This is a genomic window from Rhodoblastus acidophilus (genome assembly GCF_009720655.1).
GTDB lineage: Bacteria > Pseudomonadota > Alphaproteobacteria > Rhizobiales > Beijerinckiaceae > Rhodoblastus > Rhodoblastus acidophilus_A.
In genome coordinates, this window is record NZ_WNKS01000024.1 from 14,057 (window position 1) to 33,682 (window position 19,626).

17 protein-coding genes are annotated in these 19,626 nt (G+C 63.7%); 8 read left to right on the forward strand and 9 right to left on the reverse strand.

Going from position 1 to position 19,626, the window contains the following annotated elements; all coding sequences use genetic code 11:
* Positions 1-18: 18 nt before the first annotated feature.
* The 3 genes from nadA to GJ654_RS18355 form a co-directional block, all read right to left on the reverse strand.
* Entirely contained in the window at positions 19-1,107 is a 1,089-nt protein-coding gene (nadA, locus tag GJ654_RS18345) for a quinolinate synthase NadA (RefSeq protein WP_155447627.1), read from the reverse strand.
* A 242-nt stretch (positions 1,108-1,349) separates the two neighbouring features.
* The gene (locus GJ654_RS18350; protein ID WP_155447628.1) at positions 1,350-2,993 is read right to left on the reverse strand and encodes an alpha-D-glucose phosphate-specific phosphoglucomutase; all 1,644 of its coding nucleotides are present in this window, start codon (positions 2,991-2,993) and stop codon (positions 1,350-1,352) included.
* Positions 2,994-3,020: 27 nt separating this feature from the next.
* The gene (locus tag GJ654_RS18355; protein WP_155447629.1) at positions 3,021-4,316 is read right to left on the reverse strand and encodes an AmpG family muropeptide MFS transporter; all 1,296 of its coding nucleotides are present in this window, start codon (positions 4,314-4,316) and stop codon (positions 3,021-3,023) included.
* A 118-nt stretch (positions 4,317-4,434) separates the two neighbouring features.
* Here GJ654_RS18355 and GJ654_RS18360 point away from each other — a divergent pair, with 118 nt between their 5' ends.
* Together GJ654_RS18360 and GJ654_RS18365 are read left to right on the forward strand one after the other, a co-directional pair.
* A complete protein-coding gene (locus tag GJ654_RS18360) occupies positions 4,435-4,884 on the forward strand; it encodes an RrF2 family transcriptional regulator (RefSeq protein WP_155447630.1) in 450 nt (149 codons plus the stop codon).
* Between the two features lies 1 nt (position 4,885).
* Positions 4,886-5,221, forward strand: a complete 336-nt coding sequence (locus GJ654_RS18365; protein WP_155447631.1) for a hypothetical protein — start codon at positions 4,886-4,888, stop codon at positions 5,219-5,221.
* On the opposite strand, the gene GJ654_RS18370 is transcribed toward GJ654_RS18365, so the two are convergent.
* On the reverse strand, positions 5,200-6,228 hold the full coding sequence (locus GJ654_RS18370) for an enoyl-CoA hydratase/isomerase family protein (protein ID WP_155447632.1): 1,029 nt from the start codon (positions 6,226-6,228) through the stop codon (positions 5,200-5,202). The genes GJ654_RS18365 and GJ654_RS18370 overlap by 22 nt on opposite strands.
* A 121-nt stretch (positions 6,229-6,349) precedes the next feature.
* Here GJ654_RS18370 and GJ654_RS18375 point away from each other — a divergent pair, with 121 nt between their 5' ends.
* On the forward strand, positions 6,350-7,258 hold the full coding sequence (locus GJ654_RS18375) for a LysR family transcriptional regulator (RefSeq protein ID WP_155447633.1): 909 nt from the start codon (positions 6,350-6,352) through the stop codon (positions 7,256-7,258).
* Entirely contained in the window at positions 7,255-7,626 is a 372-nt protein-coding gene (locus GJ654_RS18380; protein ID WP_155447634.1) for a cupin, read from the forward strand. The genes GJ654_RS18375 and GJ654_RS18380 overlap by 4 nt, the downstream gene beginning before the upstream one ends.
* Positions 7,627-8,287: 661 nt before the next feature.
* Here the strand turns inward: GJ654_RS18380 and GJ654_RS18385 are convergent.
* Positions 8,288-8,977 carry a hypothetical protein gene (locus GJ654_RS18385; protein ID WP_155447635.1) on the reverse strand — a complete coding sequence of 230 codons (690 nt, stop codon included), beginning with the start codon at positions 8,975-8,977 and terminating at the stop codon, positions 8,288-8,290.
* 251 nt (positions 8,978-9,228) lie between these two features.
* Positions 9,229-10,077 (reverse strand): ChbG/HpnK family deacetylase, encoded by an 849-nt coding sequence (locus GJ654_RS18390; protein ID WP_155447636.1) that lies wholly within the window; start codon positions 10,075-10,077, stop codon positions 9,229-9,231.
* A gap of 95 nt (positions 10,078-10,172) precedes the next feature.
* On the opposite strand from GJ654_RS18390, the gene GJ654_RS18395 reads away from it, so the two are divergent.
* Positions 10,173-11,177: a glycosyltransferase family 2 protein gene (locus GJ654_RS18395; RefSeq protein WP_155447637.1), complete on the forward strand. Its 1,005-nt coding sequence runs from the start codon at positions 10,173-10,175 to the stop codon at positions 11,175-11,177.
* A gap of 6 nt (positions 11,178-11,183) precedes the next feature.
* Entirely contained in the window at positions 11,184-12,782 is a 1,599-nt protein-coding gene (gene murJ, locus GJ654_RS18400) for a murein biosynthesis integral membrane protein MurJ (protein ID WP_319802138.1), read from the forward strand.
* On the opposite strand, the gene GJ654_RS18405 is transcribed toward murJ, so the two are convergent.
* Genes GJ654_RS18405 through GJ654_RS18415 form a run of 3 tightly spaced genes read right to left on the reverse strand, consistent with a single transcriptional unit; the run spans position 12,736 to position 18,401 of the window.
* The gene (locus GJ654_RS18405) at positions 12,736-13,395 is read right to left on the reverse strand and encodes a response regulator transcription factor (RefSeq protein WP_155447638.1); all 660 of its coding nucleotides are present in this window, start codon (positions 13,393-13,395) and stop codon (positions 12,736-12,738) included. The genes murJ and GJ654_RS18405 overlap by 47 nt on opposite strands.
* Complete coding sequence (locus GJ654_RS18410; RefSeq protein WP_155447639.1) at positions 13,392-16,190, reverse strand: PAS domain-containing sensor histidine kinase; 2,799 nt, start codon at positions 16,188-16,190, stop codon at positions 13,392-13,394. The genes GJ654_RS18405 and GJ654_RS18410 overlap by 4 nt, the downstream gene beginning before the upstream one ends.
* A 24-nt stretch (positions 16,191-16,214) precedes the next feature.
* Positions 16,215-18,401: a transglycosylase domain-containing protein gene (locus GJ654_RS18415; RefSeq protein WP_264586307.1), complete on the reverse strand. Its 2,187-nt coding sequence runs from the start codon at positions 18,399-18,401 to the stop codon at positions 16,215-16,217.
* A 159-nt stretch (positions 18,402-18,560) separates the two neighbouring features.
* On the opposite strand from GJ654_RS18415, the gene GJ654_RS18420 reads away from it, so the two are divergent.
* Positions 18,561-19,046, forward strand: a complete 486-nt coding sequence (locus GJ654_RS18420; RefSeq protein ID WP_155447640.1) for a YcgN family cysteine cluster protein — start codon at positions 18,561-18,563, stop codon at positions 19,044-19,046.
* A 113-nt stretch (positions 19,047-19,159) separates the two neighbouring features.
* Positions 19,160-19,537 (forward strand): hypothetical protein, encoded by a 378-nt coding sequence (locus GJ654_RS18425; protein WP_196305614.1) that lies wholly within the window; start codon positions 19,160-19,162, stop codon positions 19,535-19,537.
* Positions 19,538-19,626: the final 89 nt, after the last annotated feature.

A 19,626-nucleotide genomic window follows, 5' to 3' on the forward strand; every position in this document is an offset into this window, starting at 1 on the left:
GACGCCCTCCCGAACGGCCTATTTGACCGCGATCATCCGCTCCACCGACCGGCGGGCGCGGGCGGCGAGTGCGGGGTCAATGACCACCTCCTCGCGCATGTAGACAAGGCTGTCGAGGATCTTCGGCAGGGTGATGCGCTTCATGTGCGGGCAGAGGTTGCAGGGGCGGATGAACTCCACCCCGGGCGTCTCCGCCGCGACATTGTCGGCCATCGAGCATTCGGTGACCAACAGGACTTTTTTCGGCCGGCGCGTCTTCACATAGTCGATCATCGCCGCCGTGGAGCCCGAGAAATCGCAGACATCCACGACCTCAGGCGGGCATTCGGGATGGGCGATCAATTCGATGCCCGGTTCGGCCTCGCGATAGGCCTGCAGTTCCTCGGGCGTGAAACGCTCGTGGACTTCGCAGGCGCCATGCCAGGCGATAATTTTGACCCGCGTCTGGCGCGCAATGTTCGCGGCGAGGAATCTGTCGGGAACCATGATGACGGTGTCCACGCCCAGGCTCTCGACAATCTTCACCGCATTGGACGAGGTGCAGCAAATGTCCACCTCGGCCTTCACCTCAGCCGAGGTGTTGACATAGGCCACAACCGGCACGCCCGGATATTTGCGCTTGAGCGCGCGCACGTCCTCGCCCGTAATGGACGCGGCGAGCGAGCAGCCAGCCTTGCTGTCGGGGATGAGCACGGTTTTTTCCGGGCTGAGAATCTTTGACGTCTCGGCCATGAAATGCACGCCGCCCTGCACGATCACGTCGGCTTCCGACTGCTCCGCGATGCGGGCGAGCTGCAGGCTGTCGCCAACGACGTCGGCGACGCAATTGTAAATCTCCGGCGTCTGGTAGTTATGCGCGAGGATGACGGCGTTGCGCTGCTTCTTCAGCTCGTTGATCGCCTTCACATAGGGCGCATGGAACGGCCATTCGATCGGCGGGATGATCGCCTTGACCTTCTCGTAGAGATGCGCGGTTTCGCGGGCGACTTCCGGCGTCCACGCGAGATTGGGCAGGGCCACGGGGGCGAATTTCCGCTCGCGGCGCGGTTCGGCGTCGAGGGCGATCGCGGGCGATCCGAGGACGGCTTTGGCTGAAGTGGCCTGCATGACGCTTACCCCCCTTATGCTCATGTTGAGCATAACACGCACCCAAAAATACGCCGTCTAAACGGCGTCATGGTTCCTACATATACTCAGTCTGAGCATAATGCAAGGCGTTAACGAGAGGTTAATAAAGCGCGCGACGCGCGGCCGACCCAAGCCGCGCCGGCCAAGAGAGCGACGCGCCGGCCGTCGGCGGCGCGTCGTATTGAGATTTTATTGATTATGTTGGGAAAAAGCACCGCCGCTCAGGTGATCACGGTCGGCGCGTCGCGGCCGGTGTGCTTTCGAATCTCCGCAATGCTCCCGGCCAGCGCGATCAACTCGGCCAAAGCCGCCTGCGTCTCCAGGTCGTGCCGCGCGGGATCGGGCTCGTAACGCTCGATGTAAACCCGCAGGGTCGCGCCCGAAGTGCCGGTACCGGACAGGCGATAGACGATGCGCGACCCATCCGCGAACAGGATGCGAATCCCCTGCTGCTGCGACAAAGAGCCGTCGATCGGATCGAGGTAGGAAAAATCGTCGGCCGCCGCGACGGTCAGACTCCCAAAAATCTGCCCCGGCAGGCTGGCGAGCTTTTCGCGCAAGCCGGCCACCAGCGCATTGGCGCCCTCTGTGGCGATTTCCTCGTAATCGTGGCGCGAATAATAGTTGCGGCCGAATTCGGCCCAATGCGCGCGCACAATCTCCTTCACGCTCTGTTTTCGGACAGCCAGAATGTTCAGCCACATCAGCACCGCCCACAGCCCGTCCTTTTCGCGGACGTGGTTCGAGCCGGCGCCGGCGCTTTCCTCGCCACAGATCGTGACTTTGCCGGCATCAAGGAGGTTACCGAAAAACTTCCAGCCGGTGGGGGTCTCAAAAATGCCGACTCCGAGTTTTTTCGCCACGCGGTCGGCGGCGCCGCTGGTCGGCATGGAGCGGGCGACACCCGCAATCCCTTGCGAATAGCCCGGCGCCAAATGGGCGTTGGCGGCGATGATCGCCAGCGAATCCGAAGGCGTGACGAACTGGCCGCGTCCGATCACCAGATTGCGGTCGCCGTCGCCGTCCGAGGCCGCGCAAATGTCCGGCGCCGCGTCGGACATGGCGAGATCGTAGAGGTGCTTGGCGTGGACGAGGTTCGGGTCGGGGTGGTGGTGGCCGAAATCCGGCAGCGGCTCCCCGTTCAGGACGGTTCCAGGGGCGGCGCCGAGGTCGCCTTCCAGAATGGCTTTCGCATAAGGACCGGTGACCGCGCTCATCGCGTCGAATTTCATGGTGAAACCGGAGGCGAACAGCGCGCGGATCGCCGAAAAGTCGAACAGGCTGGCCATGAGGTCGCGGTAGATCGCCACGGGATCGATAACCCGCACCTTTGTCGCGCCGACAAAAGTCTCGCCGAGATGATCGATGTCCACATCCGGCGCTTCGACGGTCTTGTAGCTCTCGATCACCTTGCTGTGGGCGAAAATGGCTTCGGTGATCTTTTCGGGGGCCGGGCCGCCAGCCGAAATATTGTATTTGATGCCGAAATCAGCGTCGGGGCCGCCAGGATTGTGGCTCGCCGAAAGCACGATGCCGCCGAAGGCTTTTTCGTGGCGGATCACGGCCGACGCGGCGGGAGTGGACAAAATTCCGGCGCGCCCGACGATGATTTCGCCAAACCCGTTGGCGACCGCCATCTTCAATATGATCTGGATGGCCTCGCGGTTGAAATAACGGCCGTCGCCGCCGACCACCAGCGCCTTGCCCTCAAAACCTTCCAGCGACGAAAAGATCGACTGGACGAAATTGGCGAGATAGTGCGGCTGTTCGAAAACCTTGGTTTTCTTGCGCAGGCCGGACGTGCCCGGACGCTGGTCATTGAAAGCTCTTGTGGCGACGGTCTTGATCGGCAGCGGCGCGGTCATCGGCTCACCTGTTTTTTGAATGCGGTTTCATGCCAGAGAGTTTTGTTCCGCGCCAGCCTTGGTTTGCGCGGCATATGCGCGCCAGACCGCGAGGCACAGCGCCGCCACCGGGAGGCCGATGCAGGACGTGGCGACGAAAAACGCGGCATAGCCGAATTTTGCCGCGGCAAAGCCGGAAAAGCCGCCCAAAATCTTTCCCGGCAGCGCGTAGAGCGAGGACAACAAAGCATATTGCGCGGCGGCGTGCAGCGGCGACACCAGCGACGACATGAAGGCGACCAGCGCCGTCCCGGCAAATCCGCCGGCGAAATTTTCGACGCAGATCGCCAAGGTCAGCAGGCGAATGTCATGGCCGACATGGGCGAGCAAAGCGAGGCTCAGATGCGAGGCCGCCGCCGCGATGCCGCCGACCAGCAGCGTCGGCATCAGCCCGAAGCGCGATGCGCTCCAGCCGCCGGCGAAAATGCCCGTGAGTCCCACGGCGAAGCCGAACACCTTTGTGATATTGGCAATGTCGGTTTTCGAAAAGCCGAGGTCGATATAGAGCGGGTTGGCCATGACCCCGGAGAGAAAATCCGGCAGGCGGTAGATGCCCAGCAGCAACAGGAACAGGATGGTGTGCCGCCCGTTGCGCGCAAAAAACTCCTTTAACGGCTCGGCATAGGTTTGAACCAGCGAGCGATGCGCCCCCGGCGCCGTCTCAATGTGCTTCTGCGGCTCCGGGGCCAAAAAATTAGCGACCATGCCGACGAGCATCAACAAGGCCATCACCAGATAGGCGGCGCGCCACGAATAGAATTGCGCGACATAAAGCGCCCCGGCGCCGGCGCAGAGCAACGCGATCTTGTAGCCGACCTGGCTGGCGGCGGACATCGCCCCCTGCTTTTCCGGCGGCGCCACGGCGATGCGCCAGCCGTCAATGGTAATGTCCTGGGTCGAGCCGCAGAATCCGAGCAGAAAACTGAAAACAATGGTCCAGAGCAGGCCGTTTCCGGGATCGCCGAAGGCGAGACCCGCGAGGCAGAGCATGACGCCGATCTGGATCAGCGCCATCCAGCCGCGCCGCCGCCCAAGTTTTCGTCCCAAGAACGGGGCGTCGAAACGGTCGAGCAACGGCGCCCACAAGAATTTCAGCGAATAGGCCAGCGCCACCCAGGAGATCATGCCAATGGCCTCCTTGCTGACGCCCACTTCGCGCAACCAGGTGGATTGCGTGGAGAAGACCAGCAGGAAAGGCAGACCGGAGGAAAACCCCAGGCCCAGCATCATGGTGAGCTTGCGGTCGGAGAGAATTTTGAGGCCGCGCGGCGATTCGGTGTCCATACGCCCGACTATCGCACGAAAAGCGTGAAATTTGGACAAAGACGCCACAGCTTCTCTAGTCAATTACTGGATTGCGGACGTCCGATGCTGATATGTTGGGCGCCGAAGGGATTCGTGTATGCTGACCAACAAGGGGAAATACGGCCTCAAGGCCATGGTTCATCTCGCAGGCATGGAGCCGGGCGCGCTCGCCCAGGTCCAGGACATCGCCGACCAGAACAACATTCCCAAGAAATTTCTCGACCAGATTCTGTCCGAATTGCGCAACGCCGGGCTGGTGTTCTCGAAGAAGGGCAAGGGCGGCGGCTATGCGCTGGCCCAGCCCGCCCACAAGATCAGCGTCGGCCAGATCGTGCGCGTGCTCGACGGCCCGCTCGCGCCGATTCAATGCGCCAGCGTCACCGCCTATCGCCCCTGCGACGATTGCGGCGACGAAAAGGGCTGCGCCGTGAGGCTGATGATGGTCAAGGCGCGCAACGCCATCGCCGACGTGCTCGACAACCACAGCCTCGCCGACATGCGCGCGCAGAGCAATCCGGACGAGACTCACTTTTCCTACCACATCTGACGTGAAGCCCGCCGACCACGACGCCGACCTGTTCGCCGCGCTCGCGGCCTTGGCCGAAATGCTGCGCCCGGGCGTGCGGCGCGGCGCAATGTTCGGCTGTCCCGCGATTTATGGCGGCAAGAAGCTGGCGGTTTGCGTCCATGGCGCGGCGGTCGCGCTGAAAATTCCCGCAGCTCTGGCGATCAAGGCCAAGGCGGCGGGACGCGCCACCGCTTTCCAGCCCTATGGCAGGCCGGCGATGCGCGAATGGATCGAAGTGACGCCAGAAAACCGCGATCTCGCCCCGTTCCAGGACCTGATCGCGGCGGCGCTCGATTACGCCTGTGGGGCGAAATAGCGGGAGATCTCCGCCTCGCCCACGTCCTCCAGCCGCGCCGGCGCCCATTTGGGCGCGCGATCCTTGTCGATCACCGCCGCGCGTATCCCCTCTGGAAAATCCGAACCGCCGAGGCAGGCGGAGGCGGCGATCAGCTCCATGTCGAGGCAGGGGGCGAGACGGCCATAGGACCGCGCCTTTCGCAGAGCGCGCAGCGTCACTTTGAGAGATGTCGGCGAGTGTTTTCGGATCTGGGTCAGCGCGGCCTGCGCCGCCGGCTCGGGCCTGGCCGCGAGCGCTTCGAAAATCTCCTCCACGGTCTCGGCGGCGTAAGCAACGTCGATCCACGCGCGATGTTCGGCCAACGGCGCCGGCCCCACGGGCGCCGACAAAGCCGACAGCACGGCGCGCACATCCTCATGCGTGGCGCATTCGCGCAGATCGGTCAGGGTGGAGAGCCGGTCCTGGGGCACATAAAGATCGGCGAGGCCGAGCAGCAGGCAATCGGCCGGCCCGGCGCGCCCCGCCGTCAACGCCAGATGGGTTCCAAGCTCCCCCGGCGCGCGGGAGAGCAGAAACGTGCCGCCGACATCCGGAACAAACCCGATGGAAACCTCCGGCATGGCGACCGAAGACCCCTCGGTCACGATGCGATGCGCCGCATGGGCGGAAACGCCGACGCCGCCGCCCATCACGATCCCATGCATGACCACGACGATCGGCTTTGAATATTCTGATATCATCAGGTTCAGCGCATATTCCTCGCGCCAAAAATGTGTCGGCGCCCGGTCGCCCGAAAGCGCGGCATGATAAATCGCGACAATGTCGCCGCCGGCGCAAAAACCGCGCTCCCCCGCCCCGCGAATCAGGACATTGGCCACGTCATCGTCGCGAGCCCAGTCCTCCAGCGCCCGCGTCATCACGCGCACCATGTTGAGCGTCAGCGCATTGATCGCCTTGGGGCGGTTGAGGGTGATCAGGCCGAGATGGCCATGTCGCGCAAGCAGGATTTCGGTGTCATCGCTCATGCGCCGTCTATAGGCCGGGGGGCGCGCGGACGAAACCGGGCAAAAATGCGCATTGGATTTGCGCGGCGACCGAAACCTTTGCAGAATAGGGCGCGCGCATGCGCCCTAAAAAGAAGCTGTTATGGCGCTCGACTGGAACGATCTGCAATTCTGCCTGGCGGTGGCCCGCGACGGCACCGTGTCGGCCGCCGCGAAAAAACTCGGCGTCGATCACGCCACCATCATCCGGCGCATCGACCGGCTGGAGCGCGACCTCGGCGCCAAGCTCTTTGCCCGGCGCAAGACCGGCTATGAGCTGACCGACGCCGGCCGCCGCGCCGCCGGCATGGCCGAAACCATCGAATCGCAGATTCGCGGCGGACAGGCGGAGATTTCCGGCGGCGCGGCGCGACTCGCCGGCACGGTGCGGGTCGGCGCGCCCGACGGGTTCGGCTCGTTCTTCCTCGCGCCCCGGCTCGGCCCGCTGGCCGAAAAACACCCTGATTTGCAGATCGAACTGGTGGCGACGGCGCGGCTGTTCAGCCTGTCCAAGCGCGAGGCCGACATCGCCATCAGTCTCGCCCTGCCCCGCGAGGGACGCATTTATGGGCGAAAATTATTGGATTATCGGCTGTTCCTCTATGCCTCGCCCGACTATCTCGCCAAAACGGGTCCCATCAAAACCCGCGAGGATATAAAAAACCGCCGGCTGATCGGCTATATTTCCGAACTGCTGTTCACCCCGGAACTGGATTATCTGCCGCAAATCCTGCCGGGCCTGTCGGCGCAGATCCGCAGCGCCAACCTCATCGCGCAATTGCACGCGGTGCTGTCCGGATTGGGGATCGCCGTGCTGCCGCGTTTTCTCGCGCAAGGTTTCAACCTTGTTCCCATCCTGCCGGATGACATCTGCATCACCCGCAGCTTCTATCTGCTGATGCATGCGGATGGCCGTGATTTTCCGCAGATCCGCGCCGTCGCCGACCACATCCACGCGGCGACCCACGCGGAAAAAGCCCTGTTCCTCGATCCCCCGAAATGCGCGCCATGATGGAAGAAACGCTCAACATTTTCGAAGACCTGCCCCATTCCTCGATGGAGGAGAATTTTGCCGTCCTGTTCGACCGGGGCGGCGTGATGATCGAGCGCATCGTCTCGACGGGACAGGCGAGCCCGCCCGGTTTCTGGTACGACCAGAACTGGACGGAATGGGTGATGCTGCTCGCGGGCGCGGCGCGGCTGCGTTTCGAGGACGATACGGAAGCGGTGCTGTTCCGGCCGGGCGACCACGTCCTGATCACGCCGCGCCGGCGCCATCGCATCGAATGGACGCAAGCCGAACCGCCGACGCTCTGGCTGGCGGTGCATATCAGGGACGACGGGGCGAGCGCTTCAAACCCGGCTTCGACTCCCGTCTAAGCCCAGTCACGCCACCGCGTCATGGCCGGGCTTGTCACGGCCACGCCGGCATGAAGGGCGATCCGTCGCCAAAAAAGCCTTTTGGCGGAAAGTGAAAACCGCAAACCCGCCGGAACCGCGATTTTGTCAGGCAATGTTCATGATATGTTTCACATGAAACATGACAGAGTGAGCTGCAATCCTCTGAAAAACAGCCAATTATCTCGTGGCCCACCCCGGCCGGCCCCAGGCGGCCAACACTTTTGACGCCAGCAACCGCACGGTTGCACAGGCGAAAACCACGCTGTTTTCGTCAAAAATCGCGCGTTTTTTGCAAGAATTCGCGTATTTTTCCACATTTTGCGCGGACAGGTTTCAACCAGGGCGAGAAACGCCCGCTCTCAAGCGCCGTCGAACGGCGCCAAAAGCAATCCAGCACTTTCCCGAAACGTCGGCCCGCCACCGGTTCGACCCGGCGATCCACCGGAACACGGCCGCAGCTCTCGCCGCGCCCGTTCGGCGGGGAAACACGCCCCGATCGGCCGGAAACGGCGGAAAGCGGACCAACGCTTATGCGGCGATTTGGCTCAACGATCCGCTCTTCGTCACAAAGTTAACGGTGCCGTGCGGTAGCTAAAAACTACGTCTTGGACTCATAATAATGAAGACAATGAAACTTTCATTAATCCCCCTTGTAATAACCAAGCGAATCCAATTCCTCATCGCTAATTTCCATCAAGTCGACAATTTCTTGCTCCGCATTTTTTAGCTTTAAGTAAACACTAAATTTAAGATTTGATATCAATCCACTATTATGCTTTCTGATGCTTTTGCAGACATAAATCAATGTGTTTCGCGTTTTGTATTTTTGGATGACGTTCCTCAAGCGAATATTCACGTATTCCATCATAAAGAAACCATCAAGCAAACTCGACAGGCCCCAATCTACCTCATCTCGGTATCCAGCAAACCACGTTAGAGGGCTATCAAAACCTAGAAGTATTTTTGCGTTTGCCTTTCGACCAAAATAACATGATCCAACAAACATGCCCTTGATTGGGTTTTCTCTATCTTCGAATCTCCTCATTTTGATGACTTCCAAAAGACTTTTTGCATCCATTTTTTCATATTCACCTACACATAAGCGCCTTTCGTCTCCGTGCCACCCAATATAAATAGTTAGAATATTTTTATTTGAGTTGAAGTAATCAATAGCTTCGGCCAATCCACTCTTGCTAATAAAGCGCTCGTATGGAATCGCGTCAAACTCGTTGTTGAGCAATCCTTGTGTAATCAAATCGAATATTGGCTTAACGGGTTTGTTAGTTTCACGCTCCCATCGCGATTCTATAACAGCAAGATCGGTTCTCATGCTTGTTCTCGAAATTAGTAAGAGGGAAGATTATATTAGTCCACTCACGCAATTCAAAGTGCGCTTCGTCCACTTGGAAGGATTTCTCTTGCCCAGATGGGCTTGACTACCCCCTCCAAACCTGTATTCGCGATTCTAGATGTCGTATTTGGCCAATGCAAGGGTGGCTTAAGCTTTACGTTCCCAACATTGGTCACGAACGTCGGAAACGAGCCGATTTCGATCCTCGCCTGACGGCCAAAGCCCCCCGCTCAGCCCCCGAGCCTCGCCGACAACCGCATCAGCCGCGCCCCCGCCGCGCCCGCCACCTCTTCAAAGCGCGGCGACAGCAGAAACGCCAGTTCCGCCTCGCGCGAGGCGGTGACGGGATCGAGCCGCGCCAGGTCCTCGTCGACATGGCCGGGATGGCACATCACAAGCTGTCGCGGCCCCGGCGCCGTCAAAAACGTCGCGAAATCCGCCGCATAATCGGCGCCGGCGTCGAAATCGGAAAAGCCGGAAAACCCGTCGTTCAGCGCAAAGCCGGCGGCCCGCGCCTTCCCGCGAAATCCCCGCGCCAGCGCGGCGACCGTCAGCGCCTTCCCCCAATGTTTTCCGCGCGAAAAAATCCGCTGCGGCCGATCGGCGGAATCGCGCAGCCAGCATTTTCCCGCAAAACCCCGCGCGGAAAGCTCGCAGAGCAGGACATCGGAAATTCCCGGCAGAACCTGGACATGCTGGTGGCCATCGACGAAATCCGGCGGCGCGCCGAAAGCCTGCTCAAACGCATCGAGCTGGCGGCGCAATTCGTCCAGAATTTCGTCCAGCGGCAGCGCGCCCCGCCACGCGGCAGGCACAATCGCATTCATGGCCGGAAAGCGCGACGGCGCGAAGCGGGGCATGCCGCCCAGCGGAACGCCCAGCGTCAGGTTGAGATGCAAACCGAGGTCCGCGTCGGGGGCCAGATCGCGAAACGCCCGCGCCGCCTCCGGCCAGCCCGGTTGCGTGGTCATGGCGCAGGTCGCGCTGAGCCGTCCGGCGGCCAGGGCCTCCAGAATCCCGGCGGTCACCGCCGGCGAGAGCGCGAAATCGTCGGCGCACAGGGCGAAAGCGAAGGTCATGTGTCCCGCAACCAGTCGAAAATCCGCCCCTTTCTTGCGCATTTTTGTCCGGCAAACTAGACCTGACGCACGCATGGCCGCTGGAACGGGAAAAGATGTCGAACGCAACAGAGGAAACGCCGGAGCTTTCGGTCATCATTCCCGTGTTCAACGAGGGCGACAATCTGCGCGCGCTGGTCGCGCGCCTCATCCCGGCGCTGGCCTGCGTGAAAAGTTTCGAAATCATTTTTGTTGACGACGGCTCCAGCGACAACACGCTGGATGTCGCGCGCGAGCTGAACGCGGCCGACCCCCGCATCACCGCCCTGTCGTTTTCGCGCAATTTCGGCAAGGAGATCGCCATCGCCGCCGGGGTCGACGCGGCCCGCGGCCGGGGCGCGGTGATCATGGACGCCGACCTCCAGCACCCGCCCGAGGCCATCGCCCTGTTCGTCGAAAAGTGGCGCGAGGGCTACCAGAACATTTTTGGCGTGCGGCAGAGCCGCGACACGGATTCGCCGGCGCGCAAATGGCTCACCCGCTATTTTTACCGGCTGTTCCGCACATTCGGCGAGATCGGCCTGCCCGAAGGCGCCGGCGATTTCCGCCTGCTCGACCGCGTGGCGCTCGACGCGCTCAAGACGCTCCGGGAGCAGGCGCGGTTCTCAAAAGGCCTTTACGCCTGGATCGGTTTTCGCAGCGTCGGCGTTCCCTTCGACGTGGCGGAGCGCCATGCCGGCGAATCGAAATTTTCCTACCGGAAACTCACCCGTTTCGCCCTCGACGGCCTCGTCTCCTTCACCACCGTGCCGCTCAAGATTTGGACTTACATTGGCATGGCCGTCGCCGCCTTTGCGCTGGCCAACGCGCTCTATTACGTGCTGGAAACCCTGATCTTGGGCGTGTCGGCCCCCGGTTTTGCGACTCTCGTGGTGTCGATCACCTTTTTCGCCGGCGTGCAGCTGATTTCGCTCGGCGTGCTCGGCGAATATATCGGCCGGGTGTTCGCCGAGGTGAAGGGACGCCCGCTTTATCTGGTGCAGGAGCGCATCGGCAGGCGCATCGGCGCGGCAAACCTCGACGCCGGCCCGGCCGCGAAGGCGGAAAAGGCCAAATTTTAATCGAACGTGATTCATCTCCAAAAGTCCCACCCCCACCGCCCGGTCCCGATGTACAAGAGCTTTTTATCGGTCAGCGGCTTCACGCTGCTCTCCCGCCTCACCGGGTTTTTGCGCGACATCGTGCTCAGCGGCGTGCTGGGCGCGGGCATGATGATGGACGCCTTCGCGGTCGCCCAGCGCCTGCCCAATCATTTCCGCGCCATTTTTGGCGAGGGCGCCTTCAACGCCGCCTACGTCCCCACCTATCTGCGCGTCCTCGAACAGGACGGCCAAACGCGCGCCCAAAACTTTGCAAATCAGATTTTCACGCTGCTGCTGCTGTCTCAGGTGGTCATGCTGGCGCTGGGCTGGCTGTTCATGCCCGCCTTCGTCGACCTGCTGGCGCCCGGTTTTTCCCGCGATCCGCAGAAATACGAACTGGCGGTGTCGCTGACCCGTATCACCTTCCCCTACCTGTTCTGCATCACCCTGGTCACCATGCATTCGGCGACGCTGAACGCGCACGGGGTGTTCGCCGTCCCCGCCTTCGCGCCGGTGCTGCTCAACGTCGTCACCATGGCGTTTCTCGCGATCAGCTTCCTGTTCCCCAGCGCGGCCTATGCGGCGGCGACAGGCGTGGTCGCCTCCGGCGTCGCCCAGCTCGTCCTGCTCATGCTCGAAGCGCGCCGGCACGGGCTGATCGAGAAGATCGCCAAACCCGGTCTGGGCCAGGACGTGCGCGCCTTCTTCCGCATGTTCGGTCCGGCGGTGATCGGCTCCTCGGGCGTGCAGATCGCTATGTTCGCCGACACGATCATCGGCTCGCTGCTGGCGACCGGCGGCCTGTCGTCGCTTTATTATGCGGAGCGGCTCTATCAATTGCCGATCGGCCTCGTCGGGGTCGCCGCCGGCACGGTGCTGCTGCCGGAAATGAGCCGCTGCTTCGCCCGCGAGAACTGGGAGGGCGCCTTCACCGCGCAGAACCGGACGCTGGCGATGAGCGTGGCCCTGACGGCCCCCTTCGTCGTCGCCTTCATGGTGATCCCCGATTTTCTCGTGCGCGCCCTGTTCGAGCACGGGCGTTTCCAGATCGAGGATTCGCTGGCGACCGCCGCCGTGCTGCGCGCCTATGGCGCGGGGCTCTTGGCGATGGTGGCGATCAACGCCCTGCGCTCCGGCTTCCAGGCGATGGGCGACACGAAAACCCCCATGTATGTCGCCCTCGGCGCGCTGGCGATCAACCTGCTGCTGAAGATCGCGCTGTACCAGCCTCTGGGCGCCGTCGGCATAGCGGTCGCGACCTCGGTCAACGCCTGGGTCAATGTCGGGCTGCTGGCGATCCTGGCGCTGCGCCGCTACCTGTTCCAGCCGGACAAGACCTTCGGCTCGATCCTGCTGGCCTGCGCGACGGCGAGCGTGATCCTGGCCAATATCGCGCTCTGGCTGCAAGGGCCGTTCCTCGCCCTGGCGCGCGCCATCGGCGGCGTTCCCGGCCTGCTCGCCGGCGTTGCGGGCCTGGGCCTGCTGGGCGCCCTGGTCTATGGCGCGGCGCTGGTGGCCGGCGCCCGCGCGCTGGGCGTCACGGCCGCGGAGATGGGCCTGTCTCGTCTGATCCGAAGGAAATGAAGCGGTCGAGGCCGGCGCGCATGGTGCTGCGCACCAGGTCGGACAGGCAATCGGCGCCGAGCTTGGCCATGACGCTGGCGCGCAGCGCCTCCACGGTGCGCAGGCTGACCCCCATCTCGAAAGCGGCGGTCTTGTTGAGCTTGCCTTCGAGCAGGCCGGCGAGCACCCGGCGCTCGGGCGGCGTCAGCGCCTTGAACCGCAGCTCGATTTCGCGCCGGTCGGCGGCGCGCGCCTCGGCGTCGGCCGCCTCGTCCAGCGCGCCGCGCACCGCCGCGACGAAAGCCGTTTCCGAATAGGGTTTTTCCAGGAAATTGCTGGCGCCGAGCTTCATCGCCTCCACCGCCAGGCGCACGTCGCCATAGGCGGTGATGACCACGACCGGCAGGGGCGATGGCGATTGCCGGATCTGCGCGAGCAACTCCATGCCGGTCATGCCGGACATGCGCAGGTCCGTCACCACGCAAGCCGGCCCCGCGGCGGGCGCGGCGGCGAGAAAAGCGCTGGCGCTGGAGAAGGCCAGCGCATTCAGGCCCTCGGTCTCCAGCAAGAGGGTCAGGGACTCGCGGATCGCGGCGTCGTCATCGACGATGTAAACGGACGCCGCCTCGTTCATCGCGCGTCCTGGGCGCCGTCGCCCGCTTCCATCAAGGGAAGGCTGAAAATGAACATGGTTTCCTCCGCCTGGTCTTGCAGCCAGATTCGCCCGCAATGGGCCTCGACAATGGCCTTGGACATGGCGAGACCCACGCCCATGCCCGACCCCTTGGTGGTCCAGAACAATTCGAACAAATGACGGCGCGCATCTTCCGACACTCCCGCGCCATAATCAATGATCGAAATCTCGATACTGTCCCGCTGGTTGCGGGTGGCGACGACGATGGCGCGCCGGCCTCCGGGCAAGGCGGCCTGGGCGGCGTTGCGCAGGAGATTGGTGAGCAGGGCCGCGATTTGCACGCGATCGATCAGGACGCGATCGCGGCTGGCCTCCAGACGCAACACAAATTCGAAGTCCGAGAAACTCGAATCGCCCTCGAGCTGCACCAAGGTTTCGTGGATGGTCTGGTGCAGACTTCGAAACGTCTTGTCCGCCTCGCCATACTGGGAGAACTCTCGCACCCGGGTGATGATCTGGCCGGCGCGCAACAGCTGATCGGCGGCCTTGCGCAAGGCTTCGGCCCCCGCGTCGCGGCTCGCGTCATCCAGGGGCCGCGCCGTGAGCCGGCGGCGGGCGACCGCCATCAGGGTCGCGGCGGCGGCGAGCGGCTGGTTGACCTCATGGGCGAGGCGCGCCGCCAGTTTCTCCAGCTCGGCGAGGCGTTCGTCCTTGAGCGCGCGGACCCGCGCCTCGCTTTCGGCCAGCGCGCGGGCGGAGGTTTCGCGGGCGGTCACGTCCTGGAGGTAGCCATGCGTGACGGTGGCGCCGTCCTCGCGGCGCATCGGCTGACCATCGCCCTCGATCCAAACCTCGCCTTTTTCGGGGTGATTGTAGCGAAACAGCACCGTCCAACGCGACAGGTCGCGCGCCGAGGCCAGCTCCGCCTCCGCCAGATGCGCGACGTCATCGGGATGAATGCGCTCCCAGAACCGCGTCAATTCGCGCAGGTAGGTCATGGGTCCGAACCCCAGCAATCCCCAGACATTGGGCGACACGTAAGGAATGAACGCGTTGCCGTCCGGGGGCAGGACATAGGTGTAAATCGCGCCGGGCAGCGCCTCGGCAAGCCGAGTCAACTGTTCCGACAGCTTCACCTTTTCCTCCAGGACGGCGGCGGCGGCCTTCTCGTCGGTGATGTCGCGGGTTACGCCAAAAACGCGCACCGGCGCGTCGGCGTCGAAATAGACCTGACCGCGCGTGTCGACCCAGCGGATCGTATCGTCACTGGCGCGGCGGATGCGGAATTGCGCGGCGTAGCGCCCGTCTCCGTGCAACGCGGTCGCCCGCGCCCGCGCCTCATGAAGCGCGGCGCGGTCCTCGTCGACGACCAAATCTTCGTCCATGAGACCGACCGGCAAGGGCTGCTCGCTGGTCCAGCCGCAAATTTCCCGGTGTTTCTCGCTGAGGCGGATGTCGCCCTTGATCAAATCGACTTCGAAAGTCCCAATGGCGCCCGCTTCGAGCGCCAATTCGAGGCGCCGCCGCTCCAGCGCGAGTTCCTGGGCGCGGACGCGATCCTGTTCCGCCAGCCGCGCCTTTTCCTCCAGAACCGCCTCCGCCGCCTGTTCGTCGGTGATGTCGCGCATCAGGCCAACGACACGGACCGCGACGCCGTCCTCGAAAAAGACTTGGTTGCGCGTGTAAACCCAGCGCAAGGCGCCGTCGTCGCGGCGGCGGATGCGAAAACGCTGTTCGCGTTGACCGTCGCCGCGCGGGTCAAGCGCCTGCGCGATCATCGCATGATAGGCCGCGCGGTCCTCGTCCTCGACAAGGCCGTCGAGGCTTTCCCACGTGACGGCGTCGGCGGCGCCCAGGCCATAAATCTCGCGCAGCTTGTCGCTGACCTTGACTACGCCGGTGCGCAGGTCGAGCTCGCCCACCCCGATCGCGCCGGCCTCGAGCGCCAGCGCCAGGCCCTTCTGCGCCTCGACCAGTTCTTCGGCCCTGGAGCGGTTCTGTTCCGCAAGCCGCGCCCGCTCCTCCAGCGAGGCGGCCGCCTCCATCTCATCGGTGACGTCGCGGGTGGCGCCGAAGACGCGAACCGGAACGCCGTTTTCAAAAACCGCTTCGCCCCGCGTCTCGACGTGCCGCAATGCGCCATCATTGGCGCGGAATATGCGAATCTTTGCGTGAAAGCGCTCCTTTCCGGTCAGCGTCCGCGCCCGCGCCTCTTGCAGCCCCGGAAGATCCTCGGCGACGACCAGGGTATCGAGCAGGCCGGTCGTCACGAGCTGGTCGTTGCTCCAGCCGAAGATTTCGCGATGTTTTTCGTTGAAGCGTATGTGGTCGGTGGACAGATCGACCTCGAACGTGCCGATCGCGCCGGATTCGAGCGCCAGTTCCAGCCGCTGCTGCGCCAAACGGGCTTCCTCGGCCCTGACGCGTTCGTTTTCGGCGGCGCGGAGCCAGAGATCGTGCGCGACATCCACGATCAGGACCACGACCAGCCACTTGCCGATGAACAGGACGAAACGGAACGGCTCGGGGTCGGGGTCGTCGAAAAACATGATCAGCGCCGTGGCGACGCCCAAGGCCGCCAAGCCGCCGGCGCGGCGCCCGAGCAGAGCGGCGATGGCGATGAAGGGACCCAAGCCCGCGGTCTGCAACGGCTCCAGCCGCACAGGCGGCCAGACGAAATGCAGCGCCGCCGCCAGCAGGGCGAGCGTGACGCCGAAGGCGGCCCGCCGCCAGCTGGGCGCCCGCAGCAGGCGGATCATCGACTGGAGGAAAGCGCCGGACGGCCGCGAAAACATTTTCCTGCGCGTCCCCTTGCCGGATCAGCGCAGTTCGATGACGCCGCCGCCCCGCGCGCGGCCTTCGCCGAGGTCGAGCATGGCGCGCCGCCCAGACGACGTTTTCATCAAAACCTCGATGGCGCCGATCGTCTCGGTCGCCTTGCGCGTCAGCCGTTCGGGGCGTCGGGCGCCGGCGCTGGCGTCGCCAGCCGGCGCCGGCGGCCCCTGCGTCGCGATCAGGGTCATGCCGGGCAGCGGCTTTAAATCGACGCCGCTATGGGCGTATTGCATCACGTCATGCCAGGTCATGGCCGGCAGCGTGCCGCCGGTCAATTTGGCCATGGCCTCGTCGTCGTCGTTGCCATACCAGACCGCGCCGACAAAATTGCCCGTAAAACCGCAGAACCAGGCGTCCTTGTATTCATTGGTGGTGCCGGTCTTGCCGGCCACCTTGATTCCGTCCAGCTTGGCGCGCCCGCCGGTGCCCTGCTCCACCACCTGCGTCATCATGAAGTCGAGCATTTCGATGAAGCGCGGCTCGATCGCCTGCTGCGGCTGCTCGCCGTCGCGGTCGTGACGATAGATCAGCTCGCCGCGGCTGTTGGCGATCTCCAGCGCGGCATAGGGCTTGATGCGCTTGCCGCCATTGGCGAAGGCGGCATAGGCGGTGGCCTGGTCCATGACGCTGACGTCGTCGGCGCCGAGCGGCAGCGATTGCGTGTCGGGCAGCGGCGCGGTGACGCCGAGACGCCGCGCCGTGTCGATGATTTTTTTCCGCCCCTTTTTCGGGTCGCCGTCGCCGACCGCCACCGACAGGCGCACGGCGACGGTGTTGAGCGAATGGGCGAGCGCGTTCCACATCGGCATCGAGCCGGCATAGGAGCCGCCATAATTTTTCGGGCACCAGTTGCCCAGACAAATCGGCGCGTCGACCACCGTGGTCTGCGGCGTGAATTTTCCGCTCATCAGCGCGGTCAGATAAACATAGGGCTTGAACGACGATCCCGGCTGGCGCCGCGCGTCCACGGCGCGGTTGAACTGGCTCGCGCCATAGTCCCGACCGCCGACCAGACCGCGCACCGCCCCGTCCGGTTCAAGAATCACGGCCGCCGCCTGATGGGCGTTGTAGGTGGGGCCGCTCTCGCGAAGATTCTTCTCGATCGTGTCCTGCGCGAGTTTTTGCACGCCGCTGTCGAGCGCGAGCTTGACGTTCAACACGCGGTCGGCGCCGAGCTTGCCGGAATCGGCCAAGCCCTTGATCTCGCCGAAGGCCCAGTCGAGATACCAGTCCGGCGTGGCGTTGGCGCCGCGCTGCTCGACGACGGAGGCCGGGATGAGCCGCGCTTCGGCGACCTGGTTTTCCGTCATGAAGCCGGCGGCCACCAGATTGCTCAAGACGTCGTTGGCGCGTCCGCGCGCGGCGGGCAGATTGGCGTGGGGCGCATATTTGGTCGGCGCCTTGAACAGGCCCGCCAGCATCGCGGCCTCGGCCAGCGTCACATCCTTGATGGAATGTCCGAAATAGAATCGCGCCGCCGCCTGGATGCCGAACACGCCGCCGCCCATATAGGCGCGGTCGAGATAAAGCTGGAGGATGTCGCGCTTGGTCAGCCGGCTCTCCAGCCAAAAGGCGAGGAAAGCCTCGTTGATTTTTCGCGTGACCGTGCGCTCGTTGGACAGGAACAGGTTTTTCGCCAGCTGCTGGGTCAGGGTCGAGCCGCCCTGCACCGAACCGGAGCCGCGCGCATTGACGGTGAGCGCGCGGGCCAGACCGATCGGGTCGATGCCGAGATGGTCGAAGAAGCGGCGGTCCTCGGTCGCCAGCAGCGCCTGGATCACATGGTCGGGATATTGCTCGATCGGCACGGAATCTTCATGAAGCGCGCCCCGCCGGCCGACCTCCACATCGTCGCGGTCGCGGAAGACCACGGCGAGATTGGTCTTTTTCAGCCAGTCGTCGTTGGCCGTCATCTTGAACGCGGGCTGCGCCAGCACGACCAGGACCATGCCGCCGAACACGCCGAGCGTCAGCCCCTCGCAGGCGACTTCGACCGCGACGCGCGAAACGCCGCGCACGGAGAAATTCTCCATGAAGCCGGAGAAATCCCGCCAAACCTCGCCCGCCCTGACCTGCGCCGAGAACAGCTGCGAATCGAGCCAGGAATCCGCGGCCAGCGCCAGATGGCGCAGACGGCGCAACAGAGCGGATTTGTCTTGATCGGACTGCACCTCAAACCCTCTACACGCGAAAGAGCGGACCTGTCTTAACACTTTTTTTACGCGCTTGACGAGCGCGGAGCTTGACGCGCACACCGTCGCGGCGCATCTCGGCTCCGGCGCAAAACCGGCGCCACGAAAAGCGTTTCATTCTGGAACAGCGGAGCATTTTTGGCGCGCAAGGGCGAGAAATTCTGGGTCGACCGGTCGCTCGCGGATTTTTCCAAATCCGAATGGGAGAGCCTGTGCGACGGCTGCGGCCGCTGCTGCCTGGTCAAACTGCAGGACGAAGACACCGGGGAAATCTACTTCACCGACGTCGGCTGCCGGCTGCTCGACGCGGCCAAGGCGCGCTGCGCCGATTACGGCCACCGCTCGCGCCGGGTGACGGATTGCATCCGCCTCGACCCCGAAAGCGCCTCAAGCCTGACCTGGCTGCCGCCGACCTGCGCCTATCGCCTGATCGGCCAGGGCCAGGATTTGCCGCACTGGCATCCACTGGTGAGTGGCCGCAAGGAGAGCGTGGTCGAGGCCGGCGTTTCCGTGGTCGGCCGCGTCTACGCGCTCGAGGACGATCTCTCCATCGACGAACAGGTCGAGCGCGTGGTCAGCTGGCCGGGAAAAGTCCCCAGGGCGGCGAAGGGCGCAAAAAAGTAGATTTCGGCGCAAGGTGGCCGTGGCTGCGCGAATGCACTACCTTAAGAGTCGTCCGAGCGAACGTCTGGGGGTCCAGATGCTGCTGGACCATAACTCCAAGGAGGATTTAGCCCATGAGGACATTTTTTCGCATGCTAGGCATGGTCGGCGCGTTGTCGACCGGCCTGTTTGCCTCGGGCGCGGAAGCCTTTTCACCCTCTTCGGTTCCAGAGGCGCGGCCTGACGTGACGCTGATCGCGGGAGGATGCGGCCCCGGCTTTTACCGCGGCCCCTACGGTGGCTGCATTCCATTCGCGGGTGGCTATGGCGGCGGCTATGGCTATCGCGGCGGCTACGGCTATCGCGGCGGCGGCGCTTACTATCGGGGCGGCGCTGTCTATCGCGGCGGCGGCGTCTATCGCGGCGGCGGCGCCTATCGCGGTGGCGGCGCCTATCGTGGCGGCGGCGCCTATCGCGGCGGCGGCGGCGGCTTTCACGGCGGCCGTCGGTAACAGCCGTTCGACGCAATCAAATCATGGCCGACCCGGACGGACTCTTTGTCCGCCCGGGCGGATTGTTGGTCCGCCCGGGAGAACCGCGT